This window comes from Campylobacter upsaliensis, from assembly GCF_900637395.1.
GTDB lineage: Bacteria > Campylobacterota > Campylobacteria > Campylobacterales > Campylobacteraceae > Campylobacter_D > Campylobacter_D upsaliensis.
The window spans coordinates 85,616-99,928 of the sequence record NZ_LR134372.1 but is presented as its reverse complement, the minus strand read 5'-3'; the positions used below and the strand labels follow the sequence as shown (position 1 = coordinate 99,928).

Genomic DNA, 14,313 nt, shown 5'->3' with positions numbered 1-14,313 from the left:
GCATTGAAAATCTCATTCCCCCCATTTTCTTTGAATCTCACTCATAAGTTCTTTGCATTTTTCCTGATGTTCTCTTAGGCGTTTTGTTAATTCATCTTCATCATTCATTATAGGGGCATTGATGGTTGTAACAATGGCTTCTGCTAGTTGCATTAAGGTTTTTAACACCCTTTGTTCTATTTTGTTCCAAATGGATATGCTTACACCTTTGTCCCGCATAATGCTTTCTACTTCTCCAATTAACTCCTCCATTTCTTGTCTATTTGTTCCCAAGATTTTTATTTTTTCGCTACTTTTAGCAAGTATTTGCTTATGTGTTAAAGATTCACCTTTCATAGCCTCACACAATGCTTCCACGCTATCACAATACGCATAAGCATCATATTTTTTCTTTTCAGCACTTGCTGCAAAGACTGAAGCCGCCACAGCGATAACAGGAGCTGCTACAATGCCACCAAGCACCAAGGTCCCTCCAGCCATTCCTAGCCCACCAGCAACCAAAGAGCCACCGCCAAACCACGCTAAAGTCGCATTTGTAGCAGCCACACCACTTAGAGCACTAATAGCAGTCCCCGTTGAGGCAGTTGCTAATAACCCAGCCCCACCAAATGCACCAAATCCAGCCAAAGCCCCAGCCGCAGCACTCCCAGCAACAGCACCTAGCGTTGTCTCTAACGACACGATAGATTGTCTTACCTCTACGAGTTTATCCATTGTTTCTTTTCCTACAATGTTTGCAAAATCTACATTACTTTTTATATCAAGCTTGTCTATAAGCTCTGCATAGCTTGTTAGCTCATTTTCAACAATATTTGCTTGCAATTGCCCTAATTTTTCAAAAGTATCTTGTGTTGCTTTTCTTGCTTCATTGAGATCAGATTCTGTCTCACTATACATTTCTTTTGCCCTATTGTGCCAATAATCAGCTGTCTTTGTATCCTCATACGCATCATAGCCCTTTTTAGCTCCAAATGCAGCAGTTACCAATGCTGCTCCTCCAAGTAAAACTGGTATCAATGGTAATGGCATATTGCCTCCTTAAAATTTAGAATATAAAATATAAGATAGATTCTAGTTTATAGAATCTACAACCTAAATGCCCTATCCACACCCTCTTTTTCTTGCAAAACTTTGCAAGATTCTATATTGAGTGCGTAAAACTCCTCTTTGCTATATTTTCTCAAATAGACCTTTTTATACATCGCTTCTATTCTGCATATCATAGGGCGATTTGCATAGATTTTGCATTCATTGCTTTGCGTGTCTAAGTGCTTGCATACGCCATTGCCTAAATCGTAAGATTCTAGCTCTTTAATGCCACTAATGTTTTTGCAACACGCACCACATTTTGTGCAAGGAAAGTCCATTTTCTGCCTAATTTCTACCTAAAGACTGATAAGATTTTTACCCTGATCGGTAAGAATTAGCATAGCTTTTGTCCAATCTGCATACACCACAGCCAATTCATTACTCAAGCCAAACTCCTTAATCATTGTCTCTAACACTTCCTTTTCGCCTTTATGCAGGGCTTCTAAAGTCGTGATGTTGTCTGCCATTGCCAACGCCATAGTCTCTAGCAAAACAATCTTTTGATGTGTTTTATCCTTAAACTTTGCCAAAGTATTTTTGAGACTAAACTCACTTTCATTATATGAAATATCACTCACTTGCATTTCCAAACAATATGCAGCAATAATCTCTTTTTGTGCATCTGAAAAGTTATTATTACTCCACGCGAAGTGATGTGCGATTTCTAAAAACGCCAATTTTTCCTCTTGATTTAGCAGTCCTAAAAACATCAATGCTCCTTTTTTGAAATAAAGTGGTAAAGTCTAGCATTTTTTTTTTTTTTTGTTTTGCTTAAATTTTTTGTATTTGTATATTTTTATCGAGACTATACACCAAAAAAGCTCTTGTGTTTTGCTTATTTAAAATTTCTTTAATGGCTTGTTTGTAAAGTGTGATTTGCTCGGCATTTTTAGCATTAAATTCACCCGTTTTATAATCAATAATCAACGCTTCCTTTTCATCAAGTGCAAGTAAATCAAGTCTTTTTAATTCACCATTAAAACTAAGCGGCTGTTCTTTTAATAATTTTTTACCTTGTAAAAGGGCTTGAAAATCTTTATTTTCAAGTAAATTTTGCACTCTTTTAAAAAGGGCGTTAAATTCATCTTCGCTTAAAAAATGGCGGAATTTATCCCTTGTTTTTTGCTTGACATTTTCTAAATTTTCTCCCTTTGGAAGCCTTAAGCTTTGCATACAAAAGTGAAAGGCATTACCAAAATGAAATTCTTCTTTAAGTTCTATTTTTTCGACATTTTGTAGAGGAATTTTGACAAATTCTTTAAGGGTGTTTTGCTCTTTTTGCTCCTCGTTTTTAGGAGCTGTTTGCTCGTTAAGAGTGCCTATTTCACAACACTCAAGGTCTAAATAACCCTTGCCGTTAAAATAGCTTGGATTGTTACCATTAACGCAAAATGGATTTTTCTTAATGACAATAAGACCATTTTTAGCCCTTGTGAGTGCGACATAAAGCTTGTTAATATCATCATCTTTTTGAGCTTTTTCTATCCTCGCTAAAAAATCTTGATAGGAGGTATCACGCGTGGCTTTGTGAAAAGCATTTTTAATCCTTAGCTCCCAGCCTTTTTGAATATCGTATTCAAGTAAAATTTGCTCATTGTCATTTTTACCCTTTGAAAGTCTATCAAGCACGGTTACATAGTCAAATTCAAGCCCCTTAGATTTATGCACGGTCATAATGCTAATACCATAATTTTCCTCGCCCATCATCTTTAAAGGACAAGGGCTAAATAAAAGCTCCATAAAATTGCCCTTTTGCTTGGCATATTCTAAAAACTGAAGCAAGGCTATATCGGCTAGGTCAAGCTTTAAATTTTTAATGAGATAAAGCACATTTTGCTCAGGACTTTTAGCTAAATCAAGCTGCAATCTTTCAGGCTCAAAGCCTAAAAATTCCCTCATCACTTCTAAATAAAAAACATCGCCAAAAATGCAGTATTTTGCATATTCTAACACCAAACGCACGCTAGCCTTATTTTCAAGCAAAATATTACTTTGTGTAAAAGCTGGGATTTTATGCTCTTTTAAATATTCTAAAATTTCATTTGCGTCATTATTTTGCCAACATAAAATGCAAATTTTCTCATACAAAACACCTTTTTGATGTAGGAAATCAAGCTGTTCTTTTAAAACTTTAAGAAGTTCTTGCTTGGTCTTTTTAGCGTCTGTTTCCTCGCTTTGCACTATGCGAACAAAGCCTTTATTTTGATTTTGCTCTAAAATCTTTTGAGGGATAAAATTTTCAAATTTATTTTTAAATTGAGTATTAACAAATTCGATTAAATGCCCTAAAGAGCGGTAATTTGTATCAAGGTTTTCTGTTTTAATCTGCGTAAAAGTGTCTCTAAGTAGGTCAAAAAGCTCTTTTTTGCTATTTCTAAAGCGGTAAATGCTTTGCTTTTTGTCCCCGACATAAAAAAAGCTTCGATTTTTTTTCACACCCTCTCCACTCACAAGCTCGGCGATAATGGGTTTTAAAGTCTCATACTGCACAACGCTAGTGTCTTGAAATTCGTCAATTAAAAGATGACTAATACGCCCATCAAGCCTAAAATAAATCATATCCTTTAAATCACTTCGTATAAGGTCTAAAACTCTTCTGCTAATATCACTAAAGCTTAAAATATTTTTATTTTTATGTAAATCGTTTTTTGCCTCGATAAAAATCTTTAAAAGCTCCATTAAATTCGCTATTTTAAAGTCCTCTAGCTCTAGGGCATACTGCCTTAAACTTTCTAAAAAACGCTCTCTTTTTGCAGTAAAATTGACATCTTCTTGGGCTAAATCTCGCAAATATTTTTTTTCCTCAAATTGGTCAATAATAGAACTTTTTAAAAATTCTTTAAGATGTAATTTTTCGCTTTTAAAATTGCTTTTTAAATTTTTATTATCAAAACTTAAGCAGTATTTTCTCAAATCATCATAAGCACTTTGAAGCTTGGATAAATCAGGCTGATTTGTTATATTAAGACTTTTAAAATAAGCGTTTTGATAAAGGCTTTCAAGCTCATTAAAAAAATGCTCTTTTTCATCAATTTTTAAAATATAAGTTGCCAGTTTTTTAAGCTCCTCTTTAGAAAGCTTTTTTAAAAAAGCCTTTCTTACATCTTGAGAATTTTCAACGCTTTCAAAATCACTCATCAAGCCTAAATTTAAAGCAAAGGAGCGTAAAATTTGAGAAAATAAGGCATCAAAGGTGTATATTTTTAGATTTTTTCTTAAAAATTCCTCTTTTTTAGCGTCTCTTAAGCGGATTAACTCCTCTTTATCCTTACCTAAAAGTTTGCAAAGCTCTTTCGTTTCGGCTTCTTTTTTGTCAAAAGTTAAGAAATTTTCTATCACTCTTTTTTTCATTTCATTTGTGGCTTTTTTGGTAAAGGTAATGGCTAAAATTTCATCAATTTTAGCTCCATTTAAAATCAAAGCAACAAAACGCATACTCAAAGCAAAGGTTTTTCCACTACCAGCACTTGCCTCTAGGGCTAAAAAGGGCTTAAATTCACTCATTTTAAATCTTTTTCATAAAGTAATTTATACGGACAAAAATTGCTTTTTTCATTTTCAAAAACGATTTCTTTATCCACCTCTTCTAAAAGCTTTTCAAGCTCCTCTTTAAGGGCAAAAATGCTTTTTGTATCTTTACCCTCTTTAAGTTCAAAATCATTTAAATCATAAAAAGAGGCGTGGGCGTTTTCATTATATAAAAGCTTATAAAAGGCGAGTTGGTAGGATTTTTCAGGGATTTTCCCACTTTTATAGTCTAATATCAGCTCCCCAAAACGCTCATTTGAGTCAATGCGGTCGATTTTACCTGCAAGCTCTATCCTTTGACCCTCTAAAATAATGCTTTTATCCACATTAAGTTCTAAATGCTTAATATGGTAACCTTGCTTAAAACGCTCTTGTTCCTTTTTTGCAAATTCTTTAAATTTTATCTTTAAAAGTTCTAAATCAAGAGCGTCAAGTCCCTCTTTTTGCCCCTCTTTTTCAAGCAAGGAAGCAAAAAGCTTTTCATCAAAAAAATCATAATGTTTATAATAAAGCTCCAAAATACGATGGACAAAAATACCTAAATTTTTAAGCCTCTTTCTATCGTTTTGCTCTTTTATGTCCATTTTTAGCTCTCTTGGCTCTTTTAAATGCTTGATATATTTATAAAAATAAGTGCGTTTAGACTCTAAAAATAAAGTTAGCCTTGAGTAAGAAAGGGGCGTGGCGAAAAGATTATGTTTTAATTTAGGTGCTTGAGGAGGCTCTAGGTTGATGATATTTGCTTTATAGTTTAGTTTTAAGGCGTTTAAATAAGCCTTTTGGCTAAATTCCTTAGTCAAATCAAGCCTAAATTCAAGGTCTTCTAAAAGACGCGACCTGCTTTTTTCTTCATTTTCTACATAGCAAATACTTATTTTTTTAGCATTTTTAAAAAGCTGTTCATAATAAAATCTTTGTAAATTTTCTCTTTTTTCATAGCTTATAAGTCCTGCCTTTGTCCGCACTTCATTATTTAAAAATAGTTCATTAACACTTCTTTTTGGGATAAGATCTTCATTAAAATCCACCACAATCACCCCATCAAAACTAAGCCCTCTACTTTCTAAAATCCCCATAGCAGTAACAGCCCCGCCGCCGACATAGCTTTGTTTAAAGGAAGAAATTTGTATGAAAAAAAGCTCTAAAATTTGCTTTAAATTTAACTTTTGATTTGTAAGTAAATTTTTGATGAAAAAAAGCTCCTTTTCTACAAAAAGGCTTAATTCGCTATTTTCATTTGCTAAAAATTGTTTAATCAAGGTTTCAAAATAAGAAAATTCACACTCTTTAGTAAAATGCTCCTTAAATTCCTTAAAATCAAGCTCAAAATAGTGCAAAAGGCTATTATGTAGGTCGAAATTTAGTGCTTCGTCAAAATAATTTTGATTGTCATCAAAATAAAAATCGTCCAAATTCGCACTTTCATAAAGACTTCTTAATCTTTGATAAAATAGGCTTTCTTTAATGCTAATCCCACTTGCATAATTAAGCATATTATTTTGATCCAAAAGGCGTAAGAAATCGCAAAAGCCCTCATCAGGCGTAATGACGACAATATCCTCCGCCTTTAGTCCCGCTCTAATAAAAGATGAAATTTCATCGAAAACAAAAGCCGCTTGCAAAATCCTAAGCTCAAATTGCTGAACTTTTACAAAGGCATTTTTTGGCTTTAAAGATTCTTTTTTAAGTAAAATATTTTGCGTGATGTTAAATTCATAATGATAGTTTTCTTTTAAAATGACATCTTTTAAAAAGGGCAGCTCTTTAAAATAAGCAAGATTAAATTTACTTGTTTTAAAACGCAAAATAAGCTCCTTATGCTTTGCTATTTGCAAAAGTAAAGAAAGTTCAAAACGGCTTAAAAAGCCCTCCAAATCATAAATAATACTTTCATAATCTTCCAAAAAGTCCAAGTTAAGAGTGTAAGAGAGTGGCAAAGAAAGCTCATCGTATAAATTTTCTCTTTTTAAAAGATTTAGATAATTTTGAAAAACGCAGTCTAAAATTTCTAAATGCTCATTGTAACTCGCATAATAATCACTATTTTGCAAGTCCTTAATGCTTTTATTTTCTAAGGCAAGTTCTCTAAAGAAGGAAAAAAGATATTCATTATTTTTCAAAAAGGCAAAAAATTCGGTTGAAATTCCAAGCTTTTGTTCTAAATTTTGACTCTTCTTACACGCTTCTTGCATTAATAATAATTGCTCATAAGCACTAGCTCTAAAGCCTTGACTTAGGCAAATTTTATCTAAAAATTCGGCTACGCTTAAGGCTTGGTCGATAAGGGCATTTGTGCCTTTGCTTTGTTGATAATACTCTTTAATCTTTCTTGAGGAGCTAAAAATATAAAGTTTCATTGCACGAAAAACTCAAAACTTTTAAAGCCTAAAATGTCCTTATTTTCAGCCTTTACTTTAAGCTGCCACCTGCCTTTTGCAAGTGTAGGCAAACTAAATAAATAAGCCTTTGCTTTAGCCCCATTATTAAAGAGTTTAATGCTAACATTTTTTTCTTGCAAAAACATATCATTTTCGCTTGTGTGCGGTCTTGTGAGTTTAGCACTTAAATGAATATCTTTTAGTTCGATTTTGCTTTCTGGCTGTTTGACTAAAAGTAAAGTGATATTATCATCTTTTAAAACATAAGCTTTTTTTGAGCGTTTTTCATCAATTATTTTTTCTTCGAAATTTATCTTGCTATCATCAAGTATCAAGGCAAAATTTTCAAAAAATTTTTTTTGCTTTAGTTCGATTTGATCATAATTGTTTTCCACTTCTTGATAGCTTAAGAAAAAGCTATCGTCTTCATAAACAGGATACCCACTTGCAAAAATGATAGTCGCCACACAAGCTAAAACAATAGCAAAAAGAGAAAGCAAAATTCCATAGGGCCAAAAAGTTTTCTTTTTATCCAAAGCGTCTCCTTTTTGTTTTTATTTTTGTGTCTCGTTTTTTTAATCTTCTTTGCGTGTAGTAAAGCAGAGCAAAACAAATAAAGCCATAAAGTAAAATGCGAAGTATATTTAGCGTGTCTTTGTTGGCATTACCTATGGAGCTTTCTAGCTTGATATTAAAATACTTAGCAAGTCTATCAGCTATATCGCCATAGCCATTTAAAAGAGCAGCGTTATAAATGTCGCCTTTTTTAGAGGCTAGTATAGGAAGTATAGTGCCTGTGCCAGCATAAGGGCTTAAAACCGCTTCTTTATCAAAAAAGCTTAAAGCTTCACTAGAGCCTATTATATCGACTTTGTGTGAATTTTTAGAAAGAATTAGCAAGACATTAGGCTCTGGTAAATCTTTTTGTTTTTGAGCTAAGTTTTCAAACGAGCTTTGTTCTCCAGTGGCAATGGCTAAAAAAATTCCCGTTTTTTCATATAATTCCTTACCGATGAGGTTAATTTCATTGCTGACTTTTTGACTTAAAACATTTTCATTATAAATCACCGCCTCTAACGCAAAACAAGAAAGAGGCATTAAAGAAGATAAAAAGATGGCTAAAAAGCCACCTTGAAGAAATTTTCTCATCCTATGTTAAGATGATTAAGGGTTAAAACAGACCAAGCTGTTACCACAGCACTAACGATTAAGCCCACAAGGATTAAATACTCAAGTGTTTTACTCATTTTGTGTCCTTTATAATTATATGATCTTGTTCCTTAGAGCCTATCATTTTAACCGCTTGTGGATTTTCAAGTTTATAAGGCTTTTGCATAACATCTTGCTGTGCCTTAATACCCCAAATAGTAAGCCCAACTAAAATCGCCAATAATAAAACTGTCGCTATAAGCATACCTGTAACACCCGAAAGTGAAAATACGCAACGATTAGTGTTTTCCATTACTCACCCCTTGAAAGAGAAATGACATATTCGCCAACAGCTTGTTTTTGAATATCGCTTAAAAGATCGCTATTAAATTTAGGCATAGAGCCGATCGCACCATTTTTGCCCCTATTTAAGATCTCAACCACAAATTCAGCAGAGCCATATTTTGTCAAATCAGGAGCCATAACCTCGCCTCCTATAACGCCCGTGCCATCTTCGCCGTGGCAAGTTACACAAGTAGCAAATACTTCCTTACCTCTAGCAACTAAATTTTCGTTTGCTGTTTTTTTAATGGCTGAAATTTCTTTTGCTACATAAGCAGCTACGGCTGGGATATCCTCTTCGCTAATGCCTAAATCAGCTGCTGGAGACATTTCTCCCATAAGATATCCCATACCTTTAGAACCTTTAGTGATGACATCGATAAGCCCTTCTTCTGAACCCCAAATGTTTAAATCTTGAGCTTTGCCATTAATCCCATCAGCGGTGATTCCGTGGCACTGGGAGCATTGCACTAAGAATAAATTTTGACCCATAGCGACCTTGTCTTCTGTGGAAAGATTTTTAAATTTCTCTTCAAATTTGGCTGTGTGAGCGGCAACTTCTTCATTATATTCGCCTATTCTTGAATAAGAATTTAAAGGATAGCCCCATAAAAAATACCAAATCGCCCAAACAATAGTGAGAAAAAATACAATAGCCCAACCCACAGGGATAGGGTTTTTATACTCGCCTATGTCGTCCCAATTATGCTCACTAAGCTCCGCACTTTCTTTTTTTTCTTTCATCTGTTGGAAAATTCTAGCTATCACCACAAGCGTGATTAGAATAATAAGAATCGCCCCAATCAAAGATAAAAGATTAATATTATCTTCTAAATTTAACCATTGCATTAAGCACTCCTTTTATTTTCTAAAATACGGTCATCAAGTTCATCATTTAAAGCAAGGTCGGCATATTTTTCATAATTTCTTTCACCCCTTTTTTCGCTTCTATAAAGATGAAACCAATACGCATATAAAACAACGACTAAAAAAACAACAAGGGAGAAAAAGCCATAGCCTTGAAAAATCTCCCATTCGCGTTTTTCTATACCGGACAAATTAAAGCTTAAAAGCTGTCCTATGACGCTAAAAAAAATTTCTAAATCCTGCATACTCTTACTTTAGACTATTTAAATAAGCAATCAAAGCAACGATTTCTTTGATTTCTCCCCTAGCAAAAGCGTCTTTAACCTCTTGATTTTTCATCTGCTCCACAATCTCAGCCGCTTGAGCCTTAACTTCCTCTTGTGCTTCTTCCCAAGTGCCAAGCTTAGTTTGTCCTTCCACATCGTAAGGGACATTAAAGACTTTTTTTACCGTGAGTGCCTCCGCATAGGCTGTTTCAATGTCGGCATTATTGCTAAACATATGCTTATAAGCTGGCATAATAGAACCAGGCACCACAGAAGTAGGATCTAGCATATGATTTTCGTGCCAATCTGCTGTTCTATAATTTCCTACGCGTGCTAAATCAGGTCCTGTTCTTTTTGAACCCCACAAAAATGGTCTATCATAAGCAAATTCGCCACTAACTGAATACATACCATAGCGGTCTGTTTCAGACTTAAATGGACGGATAAGCTGAGAATGGCAAGCATTACAACTATCTTTAATATAAACTTGACGCCCTGCAAGTTCTAACACAGAATAAGGCTTTTTACCCTCAAGAGGTCTTGCATTATCTGCGAAATTTGGTAAAACTTCAACAATACCCGCATAAGCAATGACGATAAAAACTGCCACAGCAAAAAAGAAAGGATTTTTTTCTAACCAAGCAAACATTTTTTCTCCTTTTATGCTGCCATAGGCGAAGCGCTTTTTGGCTCTTTGTCAAGCACTTTTCCACAGCTAATTGATTTGTAAATATTATAAACAAACATAAAGAATCCTAGCAAATATAACAACCCGCCGATTGCTCTTATCCAGTAGTAAGGCATAAGCACTTCAACTGTGTCGATGAAGGTGTAAAGCAAACTACCATATTCATCAGTAGCTCTCCACATCATACCTTGAGTAATCCCTGCTATCCACATTGATGAGAAGTAAAGCACAATACCTGTCGTTTGCACCCAAAATTGTGCTTCCATTAAAGATTTGCTATAAAGCTCTCTTTTAAAGATTCTAGGCGTCATATGATAAAGTGCCGCCATAGTCATAAAGCCTACCCAGCCTAGTGTGCCATCGTGAACATGTCCTGGTATCCAGTCTGTAAAGTGTGCTAGGGCATTTACAGATTTGATAGATAAAATCGGTCCTTCAAGGGTTGAGAACATATAAAAAGTTGAAGCTAGAATCATAAATTTAATGAGAGGACTTTCTCTTAACTGACTCCACTCGCCTTTCATTGTTAAGAGTATATTAATCGCCGAACCCCAAGAAGGTAAAATCAAAACAATAGAGAAAATCGAACCCATAGTTTGCATCCAATCAGGCACGGTTGAATAAATCAAATGGTGTCCTCCCGCCCATAAATACACAAACATCAAGCCCCAAAAAGCAAATAAAGAAAGCTTATAGGAGAAAATCGGCTGTCCGCTTTCTTTAGGTAAGAAATAATAAATTTGAGCGATAATTCCCACGGTAAAAACAAAGGCAACGGCATTATGCCCATACCACCACTGCACTAAGGCATCATTTGTCCCAGCATACATAGAAACACTATGCCACCAGTTTCCAAGCCCTGTTACAAAATAAGTCGGCACTGCCATATTGTTAAAAAGATAGAGCATAGCTATACCCAAAAAGGTTGCAATGTAATACCAAAGAGAGATATAAAGAGTTTTTTCACGGCGTATTCCTACAAGCCCAAAAATGCTTACACCCCATAAAACCCACACTAAAACAACTAAAATATCCAAGGGCCACTCAAGCTCGGCATATTCTTTAGAAGTGCTTACGCCTAAAAAGAGGCTAATGACTGCTAAAATCATCGTTATCATATAAAGCCAAAAGTGAAGTTTGCCTACTGCCATTAAAAACGCCGATTCTGCCATAGATACCTTAAGAACGCGTTGTCCTATATAATACCAAGTAGCCCAAATCCCTGAAAGCATAAAGCCAAAAATGACGCCTGAAGTATGCAAAGGTCTAAGTCTTGAAAAAGTGGCGTATTCCCCTGCTAAGTAGTTTAGGTCAGGATATGCCATTTGAAATGCTATGAGCGTTCCTATCGCCATACCTACAATTCCAAACAATATGGTCGCAAACATAAAGTATTTCGCTACCGTATAGTCGTAGTTCAACACATTACCTGGGTGCATCGACTCTCCTTAAAATTAAATCATAAAAGCCGTATTATAAAATATTATTTGTAGATTTAGCCTTAAAATCCTAAATTTTTTTAATTTTTGTTAATAAAACTTTAAAATTTGTTTAATTTAGGATTTAAAAAGTCTTATTACATTTCAAATTTTTAATCAATTTTGAAAATTTTTAGCAATCATTTTTTTTTTTTTGTATAATCCGCAATTTAAATTTTTAAAAGGGAATTAATAATGAAAAAAATTCTATCTTTAAGTGTATTTTGTGCTATCTATTCTTATGCGGATTATACTGGGAAATTTACTCCACCTACCATAACTTTAACAAGTGATGAAAATCACAATGCCATTATTGATTGTTCCTTCCCTCAATCTTGTGCTTTTAATTATAATGGCTCTAGTGGTGGCTATGACTTTACTCTCAACGGAAATGGGCATACCCTTACCATCACGCGACAAAATCCACCCACGGGAACACAGCCTGAAAACAAGCCGGGTGATAAAGATGTGCCGATTTATTTTGGGACTTTTGTGCAAAATGGCGGAACTTTTGACATTAAAAATTTTGATTATTTTATCGCCGATGGTATGACCTTAAGCAATCAGGCTAAACTTATTTTTGTCGGTAATAATAAAGCAGGCAAAGGTTTTTCCAGCCACAAAGCTATATCTTTAGATAATAGCACCTTAGAAATTAAAAATACCATAGGTGGTTTTAGCACTTCAGGGGAATTTACAGCAAGAAATAATTCTAAGGTAGATATAGACGATAAGGTTATTTTTACACAAAATGCAAATATTGAAAACAGCACTTTTACCGCAAAATCTCTTATTGTAAAAGGTGTAGAAAAAGGAACTTTAGGCAATGAGCTTGGCTTAGCTACTCTTACAAATAAAGGCGGAACAATCACCATAAAAGGTGATGTAAGTAATGGCTCTTTTGACGGAGGTTCTAATAGCCTTGATATTTGCGATAAACTTGGCACTTGCGGCAATGGTAAAATCGTCAATGAGGGAGGTAGCATTACCATAGAGGGAAAGCTAACAAATGAGAGTTTTAACGATACGCAAAATAAAACAAATTCAAGTCTTTCTATACAAGGCGGTAGCGTTGTAGTCAAGGGTGGTATGGAAAATAAAGCAAATTCAGCCATTGACTTTAAAGCAGATAATAATGGAAATTTTGGGAAATTGGAAGTTCAGGGAAGCGGACTTAATAATCAGGGTGATATTAAAGCCGACATTACAGGGATAAATCAGCAAGGAAATTTACAGCTTATCACAGGAAATATCAGCGGCAATACAAATATAGCAATCAACGGCGGCTCAAATATGACTCAAACCTTATCCTGTCCCGATGGCTCTATCATCGTAGGTATGGTAGGACAAAATTTAACCTGTCCTAGCACAGGAGGGGGTGGCGGCTCAGGGGGTGGAAGTGGCGGTGGCTCAAATCCGCCCGCTAAAGTCGAGCAGCTTGAAAAGCTTGTCTATGGAAATAGTGCAAGTGCTAATGGAAGAGCCTTATTAAGGAGTCTAGCTTTAGGTGATATTATAGGTGTTTCAACGACTAGATTTAGAATGGCTAAAGCGATAAAAAATTTCTTTGCCGTAAGTTCCTATAATGCCGACATTATGCGAGGCATTTTAGACGATACGGATAAGGGCATTAGAATGAGCTATTTATCACTACCGCACGCTAGTTTAGATGCTATGCGAGATAGAGAGCTTTTGAGTTTTCATAAGGATTATGAACCTTATGAGTTTAGCACCTTTGCCTCAGGCTTTTTAGGCGAGGGTAAGGGCTATACATTTGGCTTTCATATCAATCATTATAAAGAAGCGTATGAGCATCTTTTAAGATTTGAGTTAGATTATGGTTATAGCTCTTTACATAAAAGAGATGATTATCATAAGGCTTCGTCAAAGGGCGATTTATTTGGCGTGGGAATTTCGCAGCATTATGAATTTGACGATAGACTTTCTACGAATAATAGAATTTATCTTGGTGTGGGGCTTTTTGATACTTCTAGGACTATGGTTTTCCCAGCTTTTAATCTTAACTCAACGGGGGATTATAATTTTTATCAACTAAGTATGCAAAATTTGCTAAATTATAATTATGTTTATAATAATACTTTCAATATCAAGCCTTATGTGGGTTTGGAGCATTTTTATAATCATAGAAGTAAGATTGCAGAAAATGGTAATGCCGTGCCTTTAGAAAGTGAAAGTTTAAATGCCTATAATTTAGATGTAGTGGGCGGAGTGGAATTTAGCACTTATTTTGAGAAAAATTATTTAAAGCTTAATACCGGCTTACAAGGTGCGATTATCAACACAGAGGATTATCAGCACTTTTTAGCAGGGACGACAAAAGAGCCTTTAAGATATAAAGCACCTTATACTTATAAATTTTTCATCAATACAGGTTCTTATTTTTACCTCACGCCTTATTCTGTGGTCGGTTTAGAGGGCTTTTACAAAAATAGCTTTAATAAAGATGAAATAGGCTATTTTGGAGGAAATTTAGTCTTTAAACTTGTTTTTTAATTTACCTTTTTGCT

At 34.7% G+C, this 14,313-nt stretch carries 14 protein-coding genes; 1 reads left to right on the top strand and 13 read right to left on the bottom strand.

Annotation, left to right across the window (positions count from 1 at the left end; translation table 11 throughout):
* Window positions 1-12: 12 nt before the first annotated feature.
* From EL158_RS00480 to ccoN, 13 genes are all read right to left on the bottom strand, one after another.
* The gene (locus EL158_RS00480) at window positions 13-1,029 is read right to left on the bottom strand and encodes a hypothetical protein (protein ID WP_027304371.1); all 1,017 of its coding nucleotides are present in this window, start codon (window positions 1,027-1,029) and stop codon (window positions 13-15) included.
* Window positions 1,030-1,085: 56 nt separating this feature from the next.
* Complete coding sequence (locus EL158_RS00475) at window positions 1,086-1,367, bottom strand: YkgJ family cysteine cluster protein (RefSeq protein WP_027304370.1); 282 nt, start codon at window positions 1,365-1,367, stop codon at window positions 1,086-1,088.
* A gap of 18 nt (window positions 1,368-1,385) precedes the next feature.
* Entirely contained in the window at window positions 1,386-1,799 is a 414-nt protein-coding gene (locus tag EL158_RS00470) for a hypothetical protein (RefSeq protein WP_027304369.1), read from the bottom strand.
* A 61-nt stretch (window positions 1,800-1,860) separates the two neighbouring features.
* A complete protein-coding gene (locus EL158_RS00465; protein ID WP_027304368.1) occupies window positions 1,861-4,593 on the bottom strand; it encodes a RecB-like helicase in 2,733 nt (910 codons plus the stop codon).
* Window positions 4,590-6,974, bottom strand: a complete 2,385-nt coding sequence (locus EL158_RS00460) for a PD-(D/E)XK nuclease family protein (protein WP_027304367.1) — start codon at window positions 6,972-6,974, stop codon at window positions 4,590-4,592. The genes EL158_RS00465 and EL158_RS00460 overlap by 4 nt, the downstream gene beginning before the upstream one ends.
* On the bottom strand, window positions 6,971-7,531 hold the full coding sequence (locus EL158_RS00455; RefSeq protein ID WP_027304366.1) for a hypothetical protein: 561 nt from the start codon (window positions 7,529-7,531) through the stop codon (window positions 6,971-6,973). Before EL158_RS00455 ends, EL158_RS00460 begins: the two co-directional genes overlap by 4 nt.
* Complete coding sequence (locus EL158_RS00450) at window positions 7,524-8,144, bottom strand: TPM domain-containing protein (protein ID WP_027304365.1); 621 nt, start codon at window positions 8,142-8,144, stop codon at window positions 7,524-7,526. The genes EL158_RS00455 and EL158_RS00450 overlap by 8 nt, the downstream gene beginning before the upstream one ends.
* Window positions 8,141-8,242 carry a hypothetical protein gene (locus EL158_RS08645; RefSeq protein WP_223293652.1) on the bottom strand — a complete coding sequence of 34 codons (102 nt, stop codon included), beginning with the start codon at window positions 8,240-8,242 and terminating at the stop codon, window positions 8,141-8,143. The genes EL158_RS00450 and EL158_RS08645 overlap by 4 nt, the downstream gene beginning before the upstream one ends.
* Window positions 8,239-8,457, bottom strand: coding sequence for a DUF4006 family protein (locus EL158_RS00445; RefSeq protein ID WP_027304364.1), 219 nt, complete (start codon window positions 8,455-8,457; stop codon window positions 8,239-8,241). The genes EL158_RS08645 and EL158_RS00445 overlap by 4 nt, the downstream gene beginning before the upstream one ends.
* A complete protein-coding gene (ccoP, locus tag EL158_RS00440; protein ID WP_027304363.1) occupies window positions 8,457-9,335 on the bottom strand; it encodes a cytochrome-c oxidase, cbb3-type subunit III in 879 nt (292 codons plus the stop codon). The genes EL158_RS00445 and ccoP overlap by 1 nt, the downstream gene beginning before the upstream one ends.
* Window positions 9,335-9,598, bottom strand: coding sequence for a cytochrome c oxidase, cbb3-type, CcoQ subunit (locus EL158_RS00435; RefSeq protein ID WP_004276660.1), 264 nt, complete (start codon window positions 9,596-9,598; stop codon window positions 9,335-9,337). The genes ccoP and EL158_RS00435 overlap by 1 nt, the downstream gene beginning before the upstream one ends.
* Window positions 9,599-9,602: 4 nt before the next feature.
* On the bottom strand, window positions 9,603-10,268 hold the full coding sequence (gene ccoO, locus EL158_RS00430; RefSeq protein ID WP_027304362.1) for a cytochrome-c oxidase, cbb3-type subunit II: 666 nt from the start codon (window positions 10,266-10,268) through the stop codon (window positions 9,603-9,605).
* Between the two features lie 11 nt (window positions 10,269-10,279).
* Window positions 10,280-11,746 (bottom strand): cytochrome-c oxidase, cbb3-type subunit I, encoded by a 1,467-nt coding sequence (gene ccoN, locus EL158_RS00425; RefSeq protein WP_027304361.1) that lies wholly within the window; start codon window positions 11,744-11,746, stop codon window positions 10,280-10,282.
* 234 nt (window positions 11,747-11,980) lie between these two features.
* Here ccoN and EL158_RS00420 point away from each other — a divergent pair, with 234 nt between their 5' ends.
* A complete protein-coding gene (locus EL158_RS00420) occupies window positions 11,981-14,299 on the top strand; it encodes an autotransporter outer membrane beta-barrel domain-containing protein (protein ID WP_027304360.1) in 2,319 nt (772 codons plus the stop codon).
* Window positions 14,300-14,313 lie beyond the last annotated feature (14 nt).